This is a genomic window from Terriglobus roseus, assembly GCF_900102185.1.
In the GTDB taxonomy this organism is placed as follows: domain Bacteria; phylum Acidobacteriota; class Terriglobia; order Terriglobales; family Acidobacteriaceae; genus Terriglobus; species Terriglobus roseus_A.
The window spans coordinates 4,487,348-4,509,015 of the sequence record NZ_LT629690.1 but is presented as its reverse complement, the minus strand read 5'-3'; the positions used below and the strand labels follow the sequence as shown (position 1 = coordinate 4,509,015).

The window sequence follows — 21,668 nt, the reverse complement described above, 5'->3', positions numbered from 1 at the left end:
TTCGGGACGAGTCAAAAAGAGGAAGGCGTACTCTAATATCAAGGCGTGGACCAAGGTCCATGCGGCGGCCGGGCCAGTCGGGAGTACTCGTGGCATCCGGTCTGCGATCTGGAGAAAGATTCGTGGCAGAGACCATCTTTGATGTGGCCGTGATCGGCGGCGGCCCTGCAGGTTATTCGTGCGCATTTCGCGCGGCGCAGTATGGATTGAAAGTTGCTCTGATTGAGCTAAGCGACAAGCTGGGCGGCACTTGCCTCCACGTGGGCTGTGTCCCCACGAAGGCAATGTTGCATTCCGCAGAGATCTTCGACCACGCCAACGAAGCCACCATGTACGGCATCGACGGCATTGGCAATGGCACCGTGAACTGGCCGCAGGTGCTGAAGCGCAAGCAGGCCATTATCGACAAGCACGTGGGTGGCTTGCAGTACCTGGTCAAGAAGAACAAGGTCACGCTGGTACGCGGAACCGGTAAGCTGACCGGCCCTGCAAAGGGTGGTGTGCACACCGTGGACGTGGAGTTTGAAGGCAAGAAGCAGCAGGTGCAGGCAAAGAAGATCGTTCTGGCCACCGGCAGCGACGCTCGCATGATCCCCGGCTACACGGCCAGCGACAAGATTCTGACGAACATCGAAATCCTCTCGCTGGACAAGCTGCCGAAGTCGCTCGTCGTCATCGGCTCAGGCGCTGTGGGCGTAGAGTTCGCTTCGGTCTTCAAGAGCTTCAACTCGGAAGTGACCATCATCGAAATGGCGGACCGTCTGGTTCCCGTGGAAGATGCCGACATCTCCAAGGAATTCCTGCGTCAGTACAAGAAGCGCGGCATGGACTGCCATGTATCCGCGAAGGTCAACAAGATTGAAGAGACCAAGACCGGCGTGAAGGTCCACTTCACCACCAGCGACGGCAAGGACAACATCAAGGAAGCCGAAAAGGTTCTCGTCGCCATTGGACGCGCACCGCGCACCGCCGCTCTGAACCTGGAATCGACGAAGGTCGAACTGGATCGCACCGCCATCAAGGTCGACCAGTATCAGCAGACCGCCGAGCCGGGCATCTACGCCATCGGCGACATCGTCTCCGGTCTGCCCCTGTTGGCTCACTCCGGCAGCATGAGTGGCGCAGTTGCCGCAGCACACATCGCTGGCAAGTACGCACGTCCCGTGAACCGTCTGCGTATCCCTGGCTGCACCTACTGCGAACCGCAGATCGGCAGCGTGGGTCTGAGCGAAGCTGCTGCAAAGGCCGCTGGACACGAAGTGAAGGTGGGCAAGTTCCCGCTCGCCGGAAACTCCAAGGCCACGATCCTCAATGCACACGACGGCTTCGTGAAAGTCGTTGCCGATGCCAAGTACGGCGAGATTCTCGGCGTACACATCATCGGCCCCTTCGCCACGGAACTCATCGCGGAAGCAGTCGTTGCAATGGATGCTGAGATGACCGTGGAAGAACTGATGTACACCGTCCACGCGCATCCCACGCTGAGCGAGAGCCTGCTCGATGGCTACTCGGCTGTGTACGGCATGTCGCTGAACGCATAACGCATCAACAGAAACACGGAAGCCCGCATCGCAACGGTGCGGGCTTCGCTGTTTCTATTCGGCGTTGTAGCGCTTCTCACCCGCGGGGATTGCCACCGACAGACGATTCTCAGGCGGTGCAATCGGGCAATGCGTGTTGGGGTTATAAGCGCAAACCGGATTCACCGCTTGATTGAAATCAAGCATCAGCTTCGTTGGCTTCGCGGAATCAAACTTGTAGCCCTTCGGAAACTCCCGTGAACCATCTCGCACGTACAAAAAACGGCTGGCGGGATACGTCTCTGTGGTGGATGTCTGGTCACGAAAGACGATGAAGAGCATGGCTGGATCTTTGCCGTCAGCAGGCAGCGTTTCGCCATAGAGACGCAATGACTTGCCATCCAACGAGAACTGCACATAGCCATCCATATGCGCTGGAATATCACTGCCTCCGTTTGTGCGGTGATACTGCATCTCTCTGACAGCAGGAACCCACTCCGCAGGTATCCGGTACGCCGCGGTTGGCGCATAGAAGTTCGGCGCATGAATCGATTGGAGCGGCTGCGATTTGCCATCGAACGCCTGGAAACGCACGCGCTCGCCGTTTTTCAACAAATGGAGACTCAAACTGCCATTTGTGATCCAGGTTGCACCCGAATCCGGCAACGTCTGCCCTGTCAGGATTGGTTTGCCGTCCAGCAAGGTCTCTGACCCACTACTGACTGCGACGACTTGGCCACCCTTGCGATCTATGCTGAATGGCTTGCCTTGCCAGTGATCCAGCGCAATCCCCTTGCTCTCAGAGTCTCCAATGACGGTACTGCCGGTAATTTCAATGTTCCGCATAAAGGCAAGATCGCCGCGCGGATCCGCCAGATTCTTACTTTCGTCCGCGCGAAGTCGAACCTCATCCGCTTCACTGTACGGTGAAAGCCCATCGTGACGGCACCCCACAGCAAACAACGTCACTGAGATAAGGAAACAATTCGCGGCATACCGTCGAAGAGCGTCTTCCATCGCTTCAGACCCCATAGTTTGAGAAAATGTATCAGGCTGTACTGGTATCTACGTTGTGATTGTCCATCTGGTTCAACTCGGCCGTGTTTCATACGAAGAAGGTCTGCGCGTGCAACATGAGCTTGTAGCGGCGCGCAAAGCAGGCAGTATCGCGGATACGCTTCTTCTGTTGGAACACCCGCCCGTCCTCACTCTCGGTCGCAACGCCCATCGTGAAAACATCCTTGCATCCGATGAAGTGCTGAAGGCGAAGGGTGTCGAAATCCACGAGATCAATCGCGGCGGCGACGTAACGTATCACGGCCCCGGCCAACTCGTCGGCTATCCCATCGTTGATCTCCGTGGCGATCTGCCCGGCAAGAAAGGCCCGCACCTCGGCCCGGTCGACTTCGTCCGCTTGCTCGAAGAAGTACTCATCCGCACTTGCCGCAACTTCGGAGTGCAGGCACAGCGCATCAAGGGTCGCACCGGCGTGTGGACAGTAGGCGGAGGTTCTGTGCTCGAAGGCAAACTCGCAGCGATCGGCGTTCACGTTTCGCAGGGAGTCACCTCGCACGGCTTTGCCCTCAACGTCACCACGGACCTGCGCGACTTCCAATGGATCGTCCCCTGCGGCATCACCGACCGCATGCCCACCTCACTCGAAAACGAAGTGGACGATCCGCCCTTGCTCGCACCCACGATGGAGAACGCCCGCAACATGGTCTCCCGCAACTTTGGCACCGTGTTCGAACGGCAAATGCTCGCCGTGGAATCGTTGGAGTCCTTATTACATCCCGGCGATACTCGACACGAAAGTGCGATAACCGCGCATTCAAGCGCGCAGTAGTGCCGTCGCTCTATAATCTTCTGGTCTGGAAGTAAGCCCAATGTGGCTGTAACCATCACTTTCTGCGAAGGAATCTCATGGCAACCGAAGTCGTCATGCCCCAGATGGGCGAGTCCATCACCGAAGGCACCCTTACCAAGTGGCTGAAGCAGCCGGGCGACACGGTCGCGCGAGACGAACCTCTTTTTGAGATTTCGACGGACAAGGTGGACGCGGAAATCCCCTCGCCCGCAGCCGGTGTGCTGAAAGAAATCAAGGTGAAGGAAGGCGACACCGTCGCCATCAACACCATCGTGGCAATTCTGGACGCGGAAGGCTCCGCCGCTGCTCCGGCCCCTGCTGCCACACCTGCTCCAGCTGCCGAGGCTCCCAAGCCGGCAGCCGCACCTGCTGCGCCCGCCGCAGCAACCGGTGCAAGCACTGACGTTCTGATGCCGCAGATGGGCGAGTCCATCACAGAAGGCACCATCACCAAGTGGCTGAAGAAGGTCGGCGACACCGTCAAGCGTGACGAGCCCATCTTCGAAATCTCCACTGATAAGGTCGACGCAGAAATCCCGTCGCCTGCAGATGGCATTCTGACCGAGATCAAGTCCGCAGAAGGCACCACCGTCGGTATCAACACGGTAGTTGCCGTCATCGGCGGCGGTTCAGCAGCTCCTGCCGCAGCACCCACTGCATCGGCTCCGGCCGCCGCTCCCGCTGGCGCAGCGACTGAAGTTTTGATGCCGCAGATGGGGGAATCCATCACCGAAGGCACCATCACCAAGTGGCTGAAGAGGGTCGGCGACAAGATCGAGCGCGATGAGCCGATCTTTGAAATCTCCACCGACAAGGTCGACGCGGAAATCCCGTCGCCCGTCGCTGGCGTCCTCACCGAGATCAAGGCTGCGGAAGGCACGACGGTCGCCATCAATACCGTCGTCGCTCTCATCGGCGGCGCGGCAGGCGCATCAGCTCCGGCTGCTGCAGCACCGGCCGCAACTCCTGCGGCTGCACCTGCTCCCGCTGCCACTCCAGCCGCAGTTGCGACCTCGGGTGAAACACCGCGTTCCTCGCCGCTTGTCCGCAAGATTGCGAAGGACAACAACATCGACCTCGCCGCAACGGGCATCGCCGGTTCGGGTTCCGCAGGCCGCATCACCAAGAACGACATCGTCGGTTACATCCAGGGCGGCGCTAAGCCAGCAGCAGCCCCGGCACCTGTCGCTGCTGCTGCACCGGCCAAGGCTGCAGCTCCCGCTGCACCGCCCGCTCCCATGCCAGGCGATCTGGTTCCTATGTCGAAGATGCGTTCCATCATCGCCAAGCGCATGGTGGAATCCAAGGCCACTTCGCCGCACGTCCACACTGTCTTCAAGGTGGACATGACACGCATCGTGAAGCTGCGCGAGAAAGAAAAGAACAAGTACGAACAGCGCAACGGCGTGAAGCTCACCTTCATGCCCTTCATCACCCGCGCCGTTACGGAAGCTCTGCGCAAGCACCCCATCCTCAACGCCGCTGTGCAAGGCGACGCCATCAAGTACAACAAGAACATCAACATCGGTATCGCCGTCGCGCTCGACTGGGGACTGATCGTTCCGGTCATCAAGCAGCTTGAGGAGAAGAACTTCCTCGGCATCGCACGCGGTATTGTCGATATCGCCGACCGCGCTCGCAACAAGAAGCTGGCTCCGGACGAAGTGGCAGGCGGCACCTTCACCGTCACCAACTCCGGCATCTTCGGCGAGCAGTTCGGTACGCCCATCATCAACCAGCCGCAAGTAGCCATCCTCGGCATCGGTGGTCTGAACAAGGAAGCACTCGTAGTGCAGGACAAGGATGGCGGCGATGTCATCGCCGTCCGCAGCGTCCAGCGCTTCACGCTCGGCTTCGATCACCGCATCGTCGATGGTGCAGATGCAGGCAAGTTCATGACCGACTTCAAGAACTTCCTGGAGAACTGGTCCGAAGACATCGGCTAACCGATAGCTTCTCTCTACAAACACAACGGCTGTCGCACTTTACATGCGGCAGCCGTTCTCTTTTCTGCTCACATTCATCGAGAAATAACCGCTTTCCTCCACACTGAAGACGCTGCACCGCATCCAACCTTCAGTTTCGCCAGAAAGTGAGCCGCCATGATGACAGAGGAAATGCAGAACACAACTGAGTTTTTCCCAATGGGAAGCCTGCAGGACGAGATCAACCGCTCTCTCTTGCTCGCTGATGAAGATGACCTCGCCGATGAGGACGAATGGGAAGACGAAGAAGAAGCCGAGGCTGACGAAGACGAGGAAGATGAAGAGGACGAAGAGGAAGTCGACGACGCGGAGCAGGAATAATCCTGCTACGCGTCCTTGTTGGCGGCCATTAGCGCCAGTCCGTGCGCCACAGACGTAAATGCCTCGCCGCTCACCACGCGTTCTTCACCAAACCTCGAAGCAAACACGCGTCGCACCGCTGGCACCAGCGAAGTTCCACCCGTAAGAAACACGCGATCCACCTGCGCAACTGCAACACCGGTCTTCTGCAATACGTCATCTAGGGAACGTTCCATCCGCTCCAACTCCGGTGCAATCCATCCTTCAAACTCAGCGCGCGTTACCGCCTCGCGAAGTGAGACAGCGTCTGTCTCCAGCACAAACTCCGTAGCGTCCTGTGAAGACAGATCGATCTTCACGCGCTGCACAGCCTGATGCAGACGATAGCCAAGATCATGCTCCACCACGGCAATCAACGCAGCAATCTTTTCCGGTTCCAGAGCGCGCTTCTGCGTGGTGCGTAGCATTTCCATCACCTGCCGCGTCCGCAGGAACGACAGCGTATGCCAGCGTTCCAGATTCGCATAGACCCACGCTGGTAAAGCAGGCAATACCTTGTTCAACGACCGCGCCATCGAATCCGATCCCAGCGCAGGTGAAACAAGATAATGCACAATCTTCGCATCGAACGCATCGCCCGCAAGCCCTACACCAGTCGTGCCGAGCACTGTGCGCTCCGTAGGCGAAACACGCAACAACGAGAAGTCCGTCGTGCCGCCACCGAAGTCACCAATCAGGACAGTTTCTTCCCGCTGGATACCTTCCGCGTACGTGTGCGCCGCAGCGATCGGCTCCATCGCAAATCGCACATCGGTAAAGCCAGCCTGCAGCAGCGAAGCCCGTAGTCGCTCTTCGGCAAATGCGTTGTCGCTATCGTTGTCTGCACTAACAAAAGCGACAGGTCGCCCAACAACTGCGCGCGTTACTTCAAATCCAAGCTCAACACTGGCGCGACGACGCAGATCGCCCACCATCTTCGCCACAAGATCTTCCACGCGGTAATGCCGCCCGAAGATCTCCGTACCATTGAACGACCGTGCAGCCAGATAGCTCTTCAGCGACTGAATAAGCCGCCCCTGCACCTCATCCTCAAAGTTGTCCGTGGCAAGATAGCGTTCAATCGCCTCCGGCCCACTCCACACAGAGGCAGGTTTGCCCACGCCGATTTTCTTCTGCATGTACAGCACCGACCGAGAAGACCGCGTCAGCGCACCGGCGAATGGAAACTCGACAAACTGCAACGAACCATCCGGCAGCGCAAGCGCCACCGAACTATTCGTCGTGCCAAAGTCAATGCCAACAACAGGCGATGTATCCAGTGAAGCCACGATTCGTTACAACGCAGCCTTCGCCGCCAGCACACGCTCGCGAGCCTCATCCGCAGTCGCACCCACCGCGCTCAGATGCCCCATCTTGCGGCCCTTACGCGGCTTCAACTTCTCATAAAGCGTCAGCCGGACACCGGGAACAGCCAGCGCTTTATCAAAAGCAGGCTGCTTCTCCTTGCCCTCGTCATCCAGCCAAACATCGCCCAACAGATTCGCAATCGCCGTAGGCTGCACCAGCGACACATCGCCGAGAGGCAGATTGCACGCTGTACGGATCGCCTGCTCAAACTGCCCCGTCGTGCATGCGCGTTCGCTGCCGTGATAGCTGTTGTGAGGACGCGGTGCAAGCTCATTCACCAACAACTGACCATCAGTGGTCAGGAACATCTCGACGGCCAGCAAGCCTTCCAGCCCAAACGTATCGGCAATCTCGCTCGCCACTGCCTGCGCCTTCTCCATCAACTCATCAGAGATGTTCGCCGGAATCACGCTCCAGCTAAGAATCTGGTTCTCGTGAAAATTCTCCGCAGGAGGATAAACCTTCACCTCGCCATTCGGAGCACGAGCCACCATCACACTGATCTCTTTCGCCAACTCAAGCGCGCGCTCTGCCACACAATCCGTAGCGCCAACATCTTGCCAGGCCTGGCGCAGCGCAGCATCGTCCACAACAGCGCCGCCAAATCCCAGCTTCGCCTGGCCGCGACCGTCATAACCACCGCGGGCCGACTTCACAAACACCGGCCCATCCAGCACCTTCACGGCCTCGGCCAACTGCTCGGGCGAACGCACTGAGCGATACGGCCCAATCGGGAAGCCATGCTTATGCAGCCAATCCTTCTGCTCCACGCGATCCTGAATCACTGCCAGCATCGCCGCTCCTGGCCGCATCGGCGCCCAGCGCGAAGCCTCATCCAGGCTTGTGATCGAAACCTGCTCAATCTCCAGCGTCACCGTCGAAGATTCACGCGCAAGATTCGCAGCAGCCCAGCGATCATTCCACGAAGCCTCAATCACCTTGTCAGCGATATAGCCGGCCGGGCATGCCGGATCAGGATCCAGCACGTGAACCTTGTAGCCCATCGAACGTGCAGCAATACCCATCATGCGGCCAAGCTGGCCACCGCCAAAAATGCCAATCGTCGCTCCCGGCAACACCGGTCCGCGCAGTTTTTCCATCAGGTCGGCAGGAGTAGTGTTCATGCAGTCGCTCCATCTTCCAGCGTTTCCGCGCGAACAATCGTCTCGCGTTCTTTGCGCCAATTCTCCAGCCGATCGCCCAGCGCCGCATCGGTAGTAGCCAGTACGGCAATCGCCAGCAACGCGGCATTCACGGCGCCCGCTTCACCAATCGCCAGTGTCCCAACGGGAATGCCCTTCGGCATCTGAACAATCGACAGCAGCGAATCCATGCCATTCAACGACGTCGCGTTCACAGGCACGCCAAATACCGGCACAATCGTCTTCGCCGCCAACATACCAGGCAAATGCGCTGCCCCGCCCGCACCGGCAATAATGGCCCGCAGTCCTCGCGGCCGCGCCTGCTCCGCATACTCAAACAGCAGGTCTGGCGTACGGTGCGCGGAAACCACACGCGCCTCGTACGCCACACCAAATTCCTTCAGAATGCGGACCGCCGCGCCCATACACGCGTAGTCGCTCTTCGATCCCATAACCACGCCAATCAGCGGACTATCAGCCATACCATTGATTATATTGGCGACCCTGCCGAGGATGGGATGGAGTTGTGAAATCGCCTTCCTGAAGGCAAAGACTTACTTCGCCCAGATGCTCGCATTCAAACAAGCCACCACACCATCAATCACCTGCCCCAGCCCAGTCGAGAAGCCATCCGCATTCACAATCGTCTTGTTCGCAACAGCATCCGCCATCTTCACAGCAGCGCTCACAATTTCCAGTGCGGCGCTCTTCTTCTCATCACCGGTCTTCGCTCCATAAACCGACTCAATGCCCTGAATCAGACTCGGCAGCACAGCAATCCCACGCAGAAACAGTTTCAAGAAATTCATCCTCTTCTCCCCAAAAAGAAAACCGCTCCATTCGGAGCAGTTCGTCGTTACAACCTCTGTTTTTCACCAACTAACGTCGCATCACATCCAGTGCTACATGAAACAACGTCACCACCAGACTTAATGCACCACCCACACCCTTCATCCGCTGCACTGTTCGTTCATGCCGATCCACACGCTCTTCCAACAAGCTCAACCGTCCCGGCTGTCCTACACCTTCAAGTCCCTGCGCAAGTAATTCATGCTTCTTTCTCACCTTCATTACCGGTACCCGCCTCGTTTCTCCAAGGTCGATCTCCGGTCTGTTGTGCCGCGAATATGGCTGGCTCTGCGGCCAGTGGGCCACCTTCGCAACGGGTTGTCGTCATACAGATTTCGCGTTCTCCCGGGAGAAGGCATAAGGGGGCTTATGCCCGCGCAAAACCCGCAGGTTGCTCCGCACATCGTGTGCGTGTCTCAAAGCGTCATGTTGGTTTTGAGAAAGTAAGTTCTCGCAAAAAACCAAGTCAACGCGAATTCAATAGAGAAAAAATCGAAAGTCGTAAGTCTGGACTGAAAGAGGTGGCGGGGGTATACCCACTATCCTAACGACTTTTTCTTCGCCTTATATTCGCCCCAGCTCTAAACGTTGGCAAGCTTTTTCTTTCGTAAATCAGTGGATTTCCCAATCTGGTATCTGCTCGAAAGACCTACAACTCGCAACCGTCTGAAACGGAAGGCGCGTATCGAATCAGACAAACAGCACGACGCCAAAATGCGGCAGACACGAACGCCAGAATCGTCCACTTGCCCCGTCGGCTTCAAACTGCGAACCTAACCACGTGAAGTTCTTTGGCTTCCTTCTGCTGCTCGTACTCATCGCCTTAGGCGGTGCCGCTTATCTTGTCTACGCGCCGTTCACGCCGTCGCAGGAAACCTTCGTCGATCTCCCAGTCGGCACAGGAACGCAAGCCATGGCGCAGAAACTACAGGACGCACACGTCATTCGCACGCGTTATGCCTTCCTGATTCTTCGTGTGTGGAAAGGCGGCAATCTCAAGGCCGGCGAGTATCGCTTTGCTGACCCAGCCTCTGCGCTCACCGTCTATCAGCGCATCGCGCGCGGAGACGTCTACACACGCGCCGTCACCATCCCCGAAGGCTTCAACCTCTACGACATCGCTACAGCCATCGAAGGCGCTGGTCTAGGAACGCACGCCGCCTTCCTGGAAGCCGCGCAGAAGAACACAGACCTGATCGCTGATCTGTCGCCGAACGCGCAGACACTCGAGGGCTTTCTTTATCCCGACACCTATCGCTTCAGCCGCCACACCACCATGCGCACCATGCTCGACACAATGGTCCGGCGCTTCCGCAAAGAGACCGCGCTCTTGGATCTTCAACAGCCACAGGCCTGCGCCGGTCTCTGCACCTCACTCGCGCAGACCGTAACGCTTGCATCACTTGTAGAAAAAGAAGTTCACTTCGACGACGAACGCACGCAAGCCGCAGGCGTCTTCATCAATCGTCTCAATCGGAACATGCCATTACAGACAGACCCAACGGTCATCTACGCGGCAATCCTCGCAGGCCATTGGACAGGTGTCATTCATCGCAGCGACCTAGACCGCGACTCCCCATACAACACCTACAAGCGCACGGGCCTGCCACCCGCGCCCATCTGTTCACCGGGAGCTGCGGCCCTCAAAGCCGCATTGCATCCTGCTGACACCGAAGCTCTCTACTTCGTAGCGGACAACACAGGCCACACTCGCTTCTCCAACAACATCAGCGAACACAACGCCAACGTCGCCGACTACCGCAAGGGCCAACAATAAGTTGTAAGGATAGGGCTGCTAGACCTTCGCAACCTTGCGCCCTTCCACCTCAATCAACAGGTGGATGAGCGTCACCGCTGCAGGCGTAACGCCGGGAATCCGGCTCGCCTGACCAATCGTCTGCGGACGCACACGCTCCAGCTTCTCTTGCATCTCGCGCGAAAGCCCACTGATACCGCGATACACAAACGAAGCGGGAATCACATGCGCCTCGGCCTTCTTTAGCTTCTCAATCGATCGCCGCTGCTGTTCCAGATAGCCCGCAAACTTGATCTCCGTCTCGACTGCACGAAGTTCATTGCGTACACGCGAAGTCATCGCCTCATCCGCATACCCGCGCAAGTCAAGGATCTTTCCAATCTCTTCGCGCAGGAACGGAACCAGCATCTCCACACGAACCTCAGGCCGCTTCAACAACTGTGCGTACGTCTGGCCTCTCACAGAAGCGGGAGAAACAACCTCAGCCCCCTCCGATGGCTCACCCGACTTCAGCTCAGCCAACATCAAGCTAACTGGCTGGCTCGCCGACTCGCTAACGCGCTGCGTCTCCAACAAAACCGTCATAGCAGCCATGCGAGCCTGACGCGCTTCATAATCCGCCCACGCGTCATCATCAATCAATCCAAGCCGACGCCCATGCGGAGTCAGGCGACGATCGGCATTGTCAATGCGCAAGTGCAGACGAAACTCCGCACGCGAAGTGAACATGCGATAGGGCTCATTCGTTCCCTTGCTGATCAGATCATCCACAAGGATTCCGGTATAACCCTCTGTGCGATCCAGCGTGAACGCAGGCTCATCCTTCACCGCAAGCGCCGCATTGATGCCAGCCATCAAGCCCTGGCACGCAGCCTCTTCATAACCGCTGGTGCCGTTAATCTGTCCCGCAAGATAAAGCCCATCAATCGACTTCACCTTCAACGCGCGATCCAACTCCGTGGGATCAATCGAGTCATACTCAATCGCATATCCCGGTCGCAGCATCGTCACATTCTCAAGTCCCGGAATCGAGCGCACCATCTGCAATTGCACATCGCGCGGCAGCGAAGTGCTCATGCCGTTGATGTACACCTCATCGGTATTCAATCCTTCCGGCTCCAGGAAGAACTGGTGCTGCTCCTTATCCGGAAAGCGAACAATCTTGTCTTCAATGGAAGGGCAGTAACGAGGCCCAATGCCTTCAATCCGTCCCGAGTACATCGCCGACCGATGCACGTTATCGCGAATCAACTGCAACAACGCAGGCGTGGTGTAAGCAATGTGACAGGACACCTGCTTCAACTGCGGAACCTGCTTCGAACGGAACGAAAACGGCGTAGGGTCTTCATCGCCGGGCTGTTCTTCAAACTTTGACCAGTCAATCGTGCGGCCATCCAGCCGTGGCGGAGTTCCCGTCTTCAAACGGCATCCACGCAGCCCGAGCTTCTTCAGGTTCTCGCCGAGAAACACACTCGCAGCTTCTGTCGGTGTACGTCCCGCACTCGTACGTTCTTCACCGCAATGAATCAGGCCATTCAGGAACGTGCCTGTCGTAATGACGACGGCCTTAGCGCGAACCTCAGACCCGTCACGCAGCTTCAATCCAACGCAGCGTCGCGGTGCCGAATCGCCACCGTCTTCCAGAATCACGTCCACAACTTCCGCTTCCACCACGGAAAGATTCGGAACCTGCGCCAGCACTTCGCGCATCTTCACGCGATACAGCGCCTTATCGCACTGCGCACGCGGCGACCACACCGCGGGGCCACGTGATGTATTCAGCAGGCGAAACTGAATGCCGCAGGCATCGGCCACTTCACCCATCACGCCACCGAGCGCATCCACTTCGCGTACGAGATGTCCCTTGGCAATGCCACCGATCGCGGGGTTGCAGCTCATCTGCGCAACCATCTCCACGCTCAGCGTGAACAGCGCGGTGCGCAGGCCCATGCGTGCCGAGGCAGCAGCAGCCTCGCAACCGGCGTGCCCCGCGCCCACCACCAGCACATCGAACTGTTCCATTACGCCCACACCCTTATTCTACGAGGGTTTCGCGTATTACCGCGGAGCCTGCAGATCGTCCGTAATATCTGTGGGATCCGGCGGCGGCGGTTTCGGCGCAACCGGCTTCGTCACCTCGGGAGCGGGAGCTGCCGCTGAAGTAACCGGCGCTGGGGAAGCGGCCGGTGCAGCAGGTGGTGGAGGCGCGAAAGCGCCGGTCGCTGCGGGGTGCTGAGGCGCCGAAGTCTCCGGCGGTTTCGCGGCACCAGAATCCTGTGGCGTCATGCCGCTATCCGCAGCAGACGCCTGCGCTTCCATGCGCGTCCCATGTTCGACAGAGGCATCGCGCATCTCATTCGGCGCGGCAATCGGCACGGAAATACCTGCGGGGCGAATGAAATCCCGCGGATGTCCATCCTCCACAAAAATGTAATGCGTCCCGGGTGGCAGTTTATCGGGCCGTGGAAACTCGATGATGTATCGCCCGCGAGCCAGTTCCACCGGCTGTGCTAGGATCTTGGCGAAATCCTGAAACGAAGCTCCCAGCAGGGTGCCACCACTCAGCTCTGCCTGGGTCGTCATCGCCTGTAACGCATCCGTATCAACCCGCGGATTCATCATCGCCAAAACCTGCGTTTGGTTACCCGAACGCGTTGGCCGCCCCAGCGCATATGGGATGTTGATATTCATCGCATTTGGGTGAACGATGGGAAACATCGTAATGCTGTTCCCAGTAAGCAACGAATGCACCTGCTGCGTTAGTTCCGGGGGAAGCTTGTCTCCCGGCCCAAGCGTAACCAAAATCTTTCTTCCCGGATATTGTGAGAGCTTACTGGCCGCGTACATCACCAACTCCCAGTAGGTAGTGGGTTTCGCGCAGGTGGCTTTCTTTCCGCGGTCCTTCGACGGCACCATGTCCGTTACGGTCTTCGCCGTCCCTCTCAACCAATCAGGATCGAACGGAGCCATCTCCGGCCCAAATCTCCGTGCAACGCATCCATCCATTCCCAATATGCCGATATGATCGCGCGGTCGTAACGATTGAATCAGCGGCTCCAGCGATTTCGGAAGATCGTTCCACAGCGTGTCATCTTTTAAGCTCCGGTCAACAATCAGCACCAGATTGATGGGGTCTTCTCCCTCCATGCGAATCCGCTGGGGATGTATCTGCCCAAGACCGTCGATAGTGACTTTGAAACTGCTGTCTGGAAGATGTGGAATCGGGCGCAGCGAACCACTCAACACAAGCACAGGAATCTGCACCAGGTTCACATAGACATGCAATGTCGACTTATCGTCTTGCGGTGAAGGCGTACTCGTTTGAGCACAGCAAATCTGGGCTGACAGGAAACCCGCAGCGCAAACCGCCGCCGTTCTGGCAATCCATCGCAGCATGACCGTGGAGACAAACTAGCACGCAGCATGCACGATTTGCACGCGCACTAATCGAAGCGCGGCAGATGCCGAAGCTCGCCGGCAGGCACTAACTCTGTCGGCCAGCCAGCCTTCAGCCACGCTCGCAGACCACCTTCAATCACGTGCACCCTTGTGCCACGCGACTCCATTGCATAGGCAATCCGAATGCTGGTGGCATCCCGCACGCACGAACAGTACACATAGATATCGCATTCTGGCGCCAGCGTCTCACGCAGCGCGTCCAGTTCCGCGCCAAGTCGATTCGGCTCAACGCGAATGCTGTTCTTAATACGCAACATCCCGGGATCGTAATAGCCGTGAGAACGCACATCCGCAATCACAATCGGATGGCAGGGATCAGGATTCTCCAGCCGCCGTACGACCTCATCCGCCGAGATGCGATGCACATTGCTGTAACGCCGGTCGCGTAACGAAACGAAAACCCACAGACCTGCGTAGCCCAACAGAACCAGAAACACAAAGCCTGCCGCTACATGCCCAACTACCGCCAACCCATCTGTCACCAGCTTGATGTAGCGGCTAAAGAAATACCCAACACCCGTCCACACGCAGACATGCAGCATGGCTCCCAAAATGTCCAACCGCCAGAACTTCCACCAGCGCATATTCAGGCTTCCGGCAAGCGGTGGCGCCATGCTATTCAATCCAGGAAGAAAGCGAGCGATCAACAAAACGCTGGGGCCGCGTTCGTAAAAGAAATCCGCGGAACGGAAAATGCAATTTTCCGGATCAATCGTGAGGCGGCAAAGCCGTCCAAGCAACCACCATCCCGTCAGCCGACCACCCGTGAAAAGGGTGGTAGCACCGAAATTTTCGGTAAGAATGGCCAGCGGCACAAGCACTTCCATCCTCAACAAACCACGATGGCTTGCCGCCCCCGCAAGAATCAACGCCAGTCCCGCAGGCATGGGTAACCCCAGCGAGGACAACAGCAGGAGCCCAAGCACAGACGCGTATCCGTGCGCCGCAACCCATGCTGCCAAACTCATCTGTCCTGCCTCCGCGAAAATGTTTCAGTGTGCCTTTCCTTGGATGCAAACATCAGGAAAGAATCAGCCTGAACAATTTGACGTAGCTAAGGCCGGTTTCAGAAACAACCACCACATCAACACTCTGTTTAAAAGTGAACGCACCCAGATCGACGCACTTATTGTCAGAGGTTCATCCTGACGATTCGGAAGGCCGCTTTCGTCCCACAGGACTACGGTTGGACGGAAGACGACTTCCCTTTCAGCTTCCGATCGAAGAACTCCGCGGCAGCCTTATAGGCCGCCACCCAGTTCCGGTGCAACAGAAAGTCGTGCACCTCATCGGGAAAGATCTTCTCTTCCACGTCGACTCCGTCGGCTCGCAGAGCCGCGGCCAACCGCACGGTCTGCCCGAACAGCACATTGCGATCATCATCGCCCTGCATCAACAGCACGGGTGACTTCCACTTCGCCACATCCGCCATGGGCGAAGCAGCAAATGCAATCTTCGCCCGCGCCGCTGCATCGTAATTCGGATCGTTGGTCTGTTTCCACGAATCCATCTCAAACGACCAGTCATGCACGCCATGCAAATCAACACCCGCAGCAAAATCTGCCGAGTCACGCGCCAGTGCCAACGCCGTCATGTAACCGCCGTAGCTTCCGCCCCACGCACCAATGCGTTTCGTATCCACATTCGACTGCGCCTTGAGCCACTTCACGGCGCCTTCAATATCGCGATACTCGCTGCCACCAAAAACGCCGTAATCCTTCGCCTGACGAAACTCCATGCCATAGCCGGTGCCGCTGCGATAGTTCACACTCAACACCGCATACCCGCGCGATACAAAGTACTGATTCAACTCGTAAGCCTGCGCGTAATACTGCATGGGGTTGTAGCCCAACAGCATTTGCCTCCGTGATCCACCATGAAAGAAGACAATCGTCGGCAGCTTCTCGCCCGGCTTCGTGTTCTTCGGCAGAAACCACTGCCCATGAATGGAAAGCCCATCACTCGCGGAAAACACGACCTGCTTCGGTTCAACGAATGCCGTGGATCGTTGCAAATAAACGGGGCTCGTGTTGTGGAGCATGAATGGGGTCAACCCTGCTCCTGCTTCACATCGATTGATGTCACGTTGTTGCCCGTTCATTGCGCATGTGTGGAACAGGGGTCCCTTCTCAAAAGGACGAGGCATGAGCAACACAGGCTCGAATGACACCCGCCAGCTTGCCTGCATCGCCGCCATCTGCCCGTCTGCAAGAATTACCGGATTCGTCTCAATTCCCGTACCCCACGTGACTGGCGTAGGAGAAGGACGATTCTGCTCCACAGACCAGATGTGTTTGCGATCGATGTCGTCTGACGTTTCTGCTACTTGATTGTTGCTGTAAACAATCCGCTCGCCATCCGTGACAACATCATCGATCTCGAACTCACCGGGCGTAAGTTCCTTTGCCTGCCTCTCCCCCGGCAGCAGCGAATACAAATGCAGCCAGCCCGTCTTCTCCCACGCAAAAACGATCCGGCCATCTTTCATCCCAAGCAATTGATTCGGAGCCACCATCTCGTGAAACAGTGAACCCGCGCCTTTGTCCGCCTGCCAGATCTGTTCACCGTTGCCGCTTGCAACATCAGCCATACGAATGGACCACGGCACCGGCACGCTCCGCATCCAGCGCAGATCAAGCTCCGTCAACACAGGCGATTCGCGAATAAATGCAATCCGTCTTGAATCTGCGGACCACAAGGGGTCATGGTCTTTCCCTGTGCCCGGATCGACATACTGTAGCGTTTTGCTGCCAAAGGTAAACACACCGATAAAGCTGTGATCGCCACGGTTGGAGACGAACGCAAGCTTCGTTCCATCCAGTGAGAGCCGGATTTGCGAAGCCTGCCCCTCTGCAATCACCAACTGCTCTGGCTGCTTCGAAGCATCAGTAACGTCGGCCGCATAAATCTTTCCGCTATGCAGGTAAAACACACGCTTGCCATCAAGCGAAAACACTGGCTTGTGCCCAGCGCCCACCACACGCACCGCACCATCCCACGTAGCAATCTCCACCCGCTGCTGCACATCTTCCTGCAGATGCGCTGGATTCGCCGCCACCGGATGCTCACTACCGTCGGGGCCGGTGCCATGCGTGTACGCCACGCGCTCACCATCCCGCGACCAGATGATGTCATCAATATCTTGTCCATCATCCTGCGTGTAATGCGTCAGCGAGCGCGCCTTCTCTGTGGGCGACGCAGCCCACACATTACGCTTCCCCCCGTCATCCACAAACCACGCCACGCGGTTTTTCGACAGAGCGGCGGTGAGCTGGTTCATAAACGGTGCAGACAACGCATCGGCCACGCTGAACGGCTTCTGCGCGACAGCAATAGGGATGGAAACACACAATGCAACTATGGCCGGGAGGATTCGCATGGTCGGTGCTGTGAGCATAACGCGATTTCCCGCGGATTTTGCGCAGCATGCACACGAACCGCAGTAGAATGAGTGCCGAACGTCGGCGGCCCCCCGCCATCATCTCAGCGGCACAGGATACACACGTCATGCACAAGGTACTCTGTAGCACCCTCCTCGCACTTGCGCCCGTGATGCTTTACGCACAGGCTCCCGCAGGCGCTATGCAGCACGAAGAAAAAGCGACTCCCATCAAGGACGGCGGCATCTTCGTTTCCGGATGGAAGGCAACCGTGGACGCTGGCGCCATCAAGCAGGGCCAAAGCGAAAAGGACTCCAGCTTCAAGGCCGAAGCAGGTGGCTTCCACATCATGACCGGCCCCGCACTCACCTACTGGGACACGAAGAAGGCCCTCAAGGGTGACTACACCGTTTCCGCAACGTTCACGGAACCGCAGTACATGAACCGCAACGACCATCCGCATCCCTACGGCATCGCTATCGCAGGTGAAGGCGGCAATGGCCTCTATTGCACCGCATATGGCAACGGCACCTTCATCGTGCGCGGATTCTCCCCCGATGCCTTCCAGCTGGGCGGACGCCGCCCCACAGCAAACGATGCCGTGCATAAGGCCGCAGGCCCTGGCCAGCCGGTAACCCAGATGATCGCCATGCAGGTGAAGGGCGACACCGTTTCCTGCATGATCAACGGCGCAACCGTCGCCACCTACAACAAGTCAGAGGTCGTAGGCGATGGCAAGCTGAAGTCTACCGACGGCTTCGCTGGCATCCGCATGGCGCACAACACCGACGTAACCGTGAAGGACTTCAAGGTTTCGAAGTAAGGTTTGAAACATAAGGAAAGGGCGCAGCCAAAGCTGCGCCCTTTTTTATTGCCCGAAAGCGCTCTCTCTAAGTGATGGGTGCAGGATTAAACAAAGCAAACTCATTGTGCAAACCGTAGTGATCCGCCCACGTTGTATGTTTTCCACTCGCCGTATCCAGGATCATCTGGAAGATGCGCTCGCCCACCTGTGCGATCGTCTCTTCGCCTGTGGCGATCGTGCCCGCATCGATGTCAATCAGGTCATGCCAGCGCCGCGCCAGCGGTGATCGCGTGCTCAACTTAATCACTGGGGCCATCGCCAAACCATAAGGCGTCCCGCGTCCAGTAGTGAACACATGCATGTTCATCCCCGCCGCAAGCTGCAGCGTACCGCACACAAAATCACTCGCGGGTGTTGCTGCAAAGAGCAATCCCTTTGTCGATGCACGCTCCCCCGGCCCAAGCACACCATGGATTTGCGAGCGACCACTCTTGGCAATGGAACCCATCGCCTTCTCCACAATGTTGTTCAGTCCACCGGCTTTATTGCCGGGGGTTGGGTTCGCACTGCGATCCATACCGCCATGCGCAAGATAATCGTCATACCACTGCATCTCGCGAATTAATGCACGCGCCACATCATCATTCGCTGCGCGCGCCGTCAGCATGTGGATGCCATCGCGCACCTCGGTTACTTCACTGAACATCACCGTGGCGCCCGCACGCACCAGCAGATCGCTCGCATAACCCACTGCGGGGTTCGCCGTGACTCCACTAAAAGCATCACTGCCGCCGCACTGCATACCCACGACAAGATCGCTTGCAGGGCATGTCACGCGTGTGCGCCGATTCAGTTCTTCCAAACGCTTGTCCGCCATCTCAAGAATGGCAGAGACAATCTCCATGAAGCCGTGATGTTCTTCATCCTGCAGTGTCACCACATACGGTGCTTGCTGCAGCACGGGCAATGTCGACGCAGGCAGCATGGATGAGGGCTGCATCTTCTCGCAACCCAGGCTCACCACCATGGGCGCGCCGCCAAGATTCGGATTCAACGCCAGATTGCGCAGCGTGCGAATAGGAATCTCAGATCCCGGCGCATAAAACGCAATGCCACAGCCATAGTTATGCGTGATGGCAATGACGTCGTCCACATTGGGATACTTTGGCAGCAGGTCCTGCTTAATGCGTTTCACCGCATAATCCACAGTGGCCGAGACACATTGCACAGTAGTGCTAATGGCAAGGATGTTGCGCGTGCCCACCGTGCCATCGGCGTTGCGATAACCCTGAAAGGTAATGCCTTCAAGCGGAGACATATCCGGAACTGGCGCGCCACCAAACGGAGCGTCCTGTAACGAAGGCGCAGCAGGTTCTTCCATCAATCCTTCATGTACCCACGCGCCGCGCGGAACATCAGCATTCGTCGTGCCTATGGTGACACCATAACGAGTCACCGGAGAACCCTTCGGCAGATCGACAAGCGCGACCTTGTGCGCTTCCGGGACATGCTCCACCAGCGTCAGTCCATCGTCAAAGACAGTGCCCGTGGGCAGGCCGCCCTCGTTCACGACGATGGCTACGTTGTCTTCCGGCTGAAGCTGTATTCGTAACGGTTTCATGCGGTGTACAACTTTCCATCTACAAGCCGAGCGTGTTCCGCAAGATGCTCATCCTGCAACTCCGTAGGCAACAACTCCGCAGGGAAATCCTGATAGCAGACGGGCCGCAGGAAACGCTCAATCGCCATGGCTCCCACGCTGGTTGCACGCGCGTCTGACGTCGATGGGAACGGGCCACCATGCACCATGGCGTAACTCACCTCAACGCCTGTGGGGAAGCCATTGACGACGATGCGCCCCGCCTTGCGCTCCAACACCGGCAACAGTCGCGCAGCAAGTGCGTGGTCTTCGGCTTCCAGATGCATCGTCGCGGTAAGCTGCCCTTCGAACTGGTTCGCAAGCTTAACCATTTCGTCCGCATTGCGGCATTCAATGACAAGCGCGGCAGGCCCGAAGACTTCTTCCGACAACTTCGGGTTCGCAATAAATTCCAAGGCCGTTGTCTCGAACAGCGTGGGCTGCGCAGCCGTGGAGTGAGTTGCCTCTGCTCCTTCGCCCAGCTTCTTCACACCGCTCGCTTTACCTAGTGCCCCTACGCCATGTGCAAACGCCTGCTGAATGCCACTGTTCAGCATGGTTGCGGAAGCGGCCGCAGAGATCCAGTCTGTCGCCGCGATCTTGAACGCATCAAACGCAGGTCCTGCTATGCCGAAGATCAAGCCAGGCTTGGTGCAGAATTGTCCAACGCCCAACGTTGCAGATGACACCAGCCCCGCCGCAATTGCAGCACCACGTATTTCTAACGCAGCGGGCAAGAGGAACAGAGGATTGATGCTGCTCATCTCTGCGAATACAGGAACCGGCTGCGGACGCGCCGCGGCAAGCGCCATCAGCGCCTGTCCGCCTCTGCGTGATCCGGTAAAAGCAACAGACTGCACCGCGGGATGCTGCACCAACGCCGCGCCAACTTCATTGCCCACGCCTACGAGCAACGAGAACACACCTTCAGGTAAGCCGAGTGTTGCTACCGCCTGCTGAATCGCACGTCCCGCAAGCTCCGAAGTTCCAAGGTGTGATGGATGCGACTTCGCAATCACGGGACATCCCGCAGCGAGTGCCGCAGCCGTATCGCCGCCAGCAACAGAAAACGCCAGCGGAAAATTACTCGCGCCAAATACCGCGACGGGACCTACCGGAATTTTGCGCGAGCGCAGATCGGCGCGTGGCAACGGCTGGCGATCAGGCAAAGCCGTATCGACCGTGACATTCAGGAAACGCCCCTCACGTACCAACGAAGCGAACAAACGAAGCTGGCCACAGGTGCGTCCGCGTTCACCTTCAAGACGCGGACGAGGCAATCCACTCTCTGCCATCGCGCGCTCGATCAACTCATCGCCAAGCGCCATCAGGTTGTCGGCAATCGTTTCCAGCAAACGAGCACGCGTTTCCAGTGGCGCATTCCGAAATGCGTCGAAATCCCGCGCGGCCAGCGTGCAGGCGCGGTCGACATCTTCCAACGTGCCGCCGCCAAACACAGGCTCCATCTCTGCGTTTGTTGCTGGATTCACCGCACGCTGCGTTCCCGCGGTGCCGACGATTTCTTCATTGCCAATAAGTATCGAACCTGTGATCGCCAT

18 protein-coding genes are annotated in these 21,668 nt (G+C 57.7%); 6 read left to right on the top strand and 12 right to left on the bottom strand.

Features of this window, described 5'->3' with window-relative positions; translation table 11 throughout:
- Positions 1-122 precede the first annotated feature (122 nt).
- Positions 123-1,541, top strand: coding sequence for a dihydrolipoyl dehydrogenase (gene lpdA, locus BLT38_RS18770; RefSeq protein WP_083346556.1), 1,419 nt, complete (start codon positions 123-125; stop codon positions 1,539-1,541).
- 54 nt (positions 1,542-1,595) lie between these two features.
- Here the strand turns inward: lpdA and BLT38_RS18765 are convergent, their stop codons facing one another.
- The gene (locus BLT38_RS18765) at positions 1,596-2,537 is read right to left on the bottom strand and encodes a DUF1684 domain-containing protein (RefSeq protein ID WP_172838353.1); all 942 of its coding nucleotides are present in this window, start codon (positions 2,535-2,537) and stop codon (positions 1,596-1,598) included.
- A 109-nt stretch (positions 2,538-2,646) separates the two neighbouring features.
- Here BLT38_RS18765 and lipB point away from each other — a divergent pair, with 109 nt between their 5' ends.
- The 3 genes from lipB to BLT38_RS20720 all read left to right on the top strand — a co-directional run bounded on the left by lipB (position 2,647) and on the right by BLT38_RS20720 (position 5,693).
- A complete protein-coding gene (lipB, locus tag BLT38_RS18760) occupies positions 2,647-3,366 on the top strand; it encodes a lipoyl(octanoyl) transferase LipB (protein WP_419865723.1) in 720 nt (239 codons plus the stop codon).
- Between the two features lie 77 nt (positions 3,367-3,443).
- Positions 3,444-5,333: a 2-oxo acid dehydrogenase subunit E2 gene (locus BLT38_RS18755; RefSeq protein ID WP_083346553.1), complete on the top strand. Its 1,890-nt coding sequence runs from the start codon at positions 3,444-3,446 to the stop codon at positions 5,331-5,333.
- Between the two features lie 156 nt (positions 5,334-5,489).
- Positions 5,490-5,693, top strand: coding sequence for a hypothetical protein (locus BLT38_RS20720; RefSeq protein WP_172838352.1), 204 nt, complete (start codon positions 5,490-5,492; stop codon positions 5,691-5,693).
- Between the two features lie 5 nt (positions 5,694-5,698).
- Here BLT38_RS20720 and BLT38_RS18750 read toward each other — a convergent pair whose 3' ends face one another.
- The 5 genes from BLT38_RS18750 to BLT38_RS18730 all read right to left on the bottom strand — a co-directional run bounded on the left by BLT38_RS18750 (position 5,699) and on the right by BLT38_RS18730 (position 9,292).
- Positions 5,699-7,000: an Hsp70 family protein gene (locus BLT38_RS18750; protein WP_156785208.1), complete on the bottom strand. Its 1,302-nt coding sequence runs from the start codon at positions 6,998-7,000 to the stop codon at positions 5,699-5,701.
- A gap of 6 nt (positions 7,001-7,006) precedes the next feature.
- Positions 7,007-8,203 carry a 5-(carboxyamino)imidazole ribonucleotide synthase gene (purK, locus tag BLT38_RS18745; RefSeq protein ID WP_083346552.1) on the bottom strand — a complete coding sequence of 399 codons (1,197 nt, stop codon included), beginning with the start codon at positions 8,201-8,203 and terminating at the stop codon, positions 7,007-7,009.
- Positions 8,200-8,703, bottom strand: a complete 504-nt coding sequence (purE, locus tag BLT38_RS18740) for a 5-(carboxyamino)imidazole ribonucleotide mutase (protein WP_083346551.1) — start codon at positions 8,701-8,703, stop codon at positions 8,200-8,202. Before purE ends, purK begins: the two co-directional genes overlap by 4 nt.
- A gap of 72 nt (positions 8,704-8,775) precedes the next feature.
- Positions 8,776-9,030 (bottom strand): hypothetical protein, encoded by a 255-nt coding sequence (locus BLT38_RS18735; protein ID WP_083346550.1) that lies wholly within the window; start codon positions 9,028-9,030, stop codon positions 8,776-8,778.
- A 70-nt stretch (positions 9,031-9,100) separates the two neighbouring features.
- On the bottom strand, positions 9,101-9,292 hold the full coding sequence (locus BLT38_RS18730) for a hypothetical protein (RefSeq protein WP_083346549.1): 192 nt from the start codon (positions 9,290-9,292) through the stop codon (positions 9,101-9,103).
- A 559-nt stretch (positions 9,293-9,851) separates the two neighbouring features.
- Between BLT38_RS18730 and mltG the strand changes: the two genes are divergently transcribed.
- Positions 9,852-10,847: an endolytic transglycosylase MltG gene (gene mltG, locus BLT38_RS18725; RefSeq protein ID WP_083346548.1), complete on the top strand. Its 996-nt coding sequence runs from the start codon at positions 9,852-9,854 to the stop codon at positions 10,845-10,847.
- A gap of 18 nt (positions 10,848-10,865) precedes the next feature.
- Here the strand turns inward: mltG and mnmG are convergent, their stop codons facing one another.
- From mnmG to BLT38_RS18705, 4 genes are all read right to left on the bottom strand, one after another.
- Complete coding sequence (gene mnmG, locus BLT38_RS18720) at positions 10,866-12,848, bottom strand: tRNA uridine-5-carboxymethylaminomethyl(34) synthesis enzyme MnmG (protein ID WP_083346547.1); 1,983 nt, start codon at positions 12,846-12,848, stop codon at positions 10,866-10,868.
- Between the two features lie 36 nt (positions 12,849-12,884).
- Positions 12,885-14,111: a hypothetical protein gene (locus BLT38_RS18715; RefSeq protein WP_083346546.1), complete on the bottom strand. Its 1,227-nt coding sequence runs from the start codon at positions 14,109-14,111 to the stop codon at positions 12,885-12,887.
- Between the two features lie 158 nt (positions 14,112-14,269).
- Positions 14,270-15,253 carry a VTT domain-containing protein gene (locus BLT38_RS18710; protein WP_083346545.1) on the bottom strand — a complete coding sequence of 328 codons (984 nt, stop codon included), beginning with the start codon at positions 15,251-15,253 and terminating at the stop codon, positions 14,270-14,272.
- 212 nt (positions 15,254-15,465) lie between these two features.
- Positions 15,466-17,682 (bottom strand): S9 family peptidase, encoded by a 2,217-nt coding sequence (locus tag BLT38_RS18705; protein WP_231966621.1) that lies wholly within the window; start codon positions 17,680-17,682, stop codon positions 15,466-15,468.
- Positions 17,683-17,792: 110 nt separating this feature from the next.
- Between BLT38_RS18705 and BLT38_RS18700 the strand changes: the two genes are divergently transcribed.
- Positions 17,793-18,488 carry a hypothetical protein gene (locus tag BLT38_RS18700; protein ID WP_083347195.1) on the top strand — a complete coding sequence of 232 codons (696 nt, stop codon included), beginning with the start codon at positions 17,793-17,795 and terminating at the stop codon, positions 18,486-18,488.
- 67 nt (positions 18,489-18,555) lie between these two features.
- Here the strand turns inward: BLT38_RS18700 and garD are convergent, their stop codons facing one another.
- On the bottom strand, positions 18,556-20,091 hold the full coding sequence (gene garD, locus BLT38_RS18695; protein ID WP_083346544.1) for a galactarate dehydratase: 1,536 nt from the start codon (positions 20,089-20,091) through the stop codon (positions 18,556-18,558).
- Positions 20,088-21,668, bottom strand: a complete 1,581-nt coding sequence (locus BLT38_RS18690) for an aldehyde dehydrogenase (NADP(+)) (protein ID WP_083346543.1) — start codon at positions 21,666-21,668, stop codon at positions 20,088-20,090. The genes garD and BLT38_RS18690 overlap by 4 nt, the downstream gene beginning before the upstream one ends.

Coding starts and splice junctions, on each gene's coding strand:
- BLT38_RS18765 (WP_172838353.1), bottom strand. CDS start 2,537: ATGGAAGACGCTCTTCGACGGTATGCCGCGAATTGTTTCCTTATCTCA.
- BLT38_RS18755 (WP_083346553.1), top strand. CDS start 3,444: ATGGCAACCGAAGTCGTCATGCCCCAGATGGGCGAGTCCATCACCGAA.
- BLT38_RS20720 (WP_172838352.1), top strand. CDS start 5,490: ATGATGACAGAGGAAATGCAGAACACAACTGAGTTTTTCCCAATGGGA.
- purK (WP_083346552.1), bottom strand. CDS start 8,203: ATGAACACTACTCCTGCCGACCTGATGGAAAAACTGCGCGGACCGGTG.
- purE (WP_083346551.1), bottom strand. CDS start 8,703: ATGGCTGATAGTCCGCTGATTGGCGTGGTTATGGGATCGAAGAGCGAC.
- BLT38_RS18735 (WP_083346550.1), bottom strand. CDS start 9,030: ATGAATTTCTTGAAACTGTTTCTGCGTGGGATTGCTGTGCTGCCGAGT.
- BLT38_RS18730 (WP_083346549.1), bottom strand. CDS start 9,292: ATGAAGGTGAGAAAGAAGCATGAATTACTTGCGCAGGGACTTGAAGGT.
- mnmG (WP_083346547.1), bottom strand. CDS start 12,848: ATGGAACAGTTCGATGTGCTGGTGGTGGGCGCGGGGCACGCCGGTTGC.
- BLT38_RS18710 (WP_083346545.1), bottom strand. CDS start 15,253: ATGAGTTTGGCAGCATGGGTTGCGGCGCACGGATACGCGTCTGTGCTT.
- BLT38_RS18705 (WP_231966621.1), bottom strand. CDS start 17,682: ATGCTCACAGCACCGACCATGCGAATCCTCCCGGCCATAGTTGCATTG.
- BLT38_RS18700 (WP_083347195.1), top strand. CDS start 17,793: ATGCACAAGGTACTCTGTAGCACCCTCCTCGCACTTGCGCCCGTGATG.
- garD (WP_083346544.1), bottom strand. CDS start 20,091: ATGAAACCGTTACGAATACAGCTTCAGCCGGAAGACAACGTAGCCATC.
- BLT38_RS18690 (WP_083346543.1), bottom strand. CDS start 21,668: ATGGCGATCACAGGTTCGATACTTATTGGCAATGAAGAAATCGTCGGC.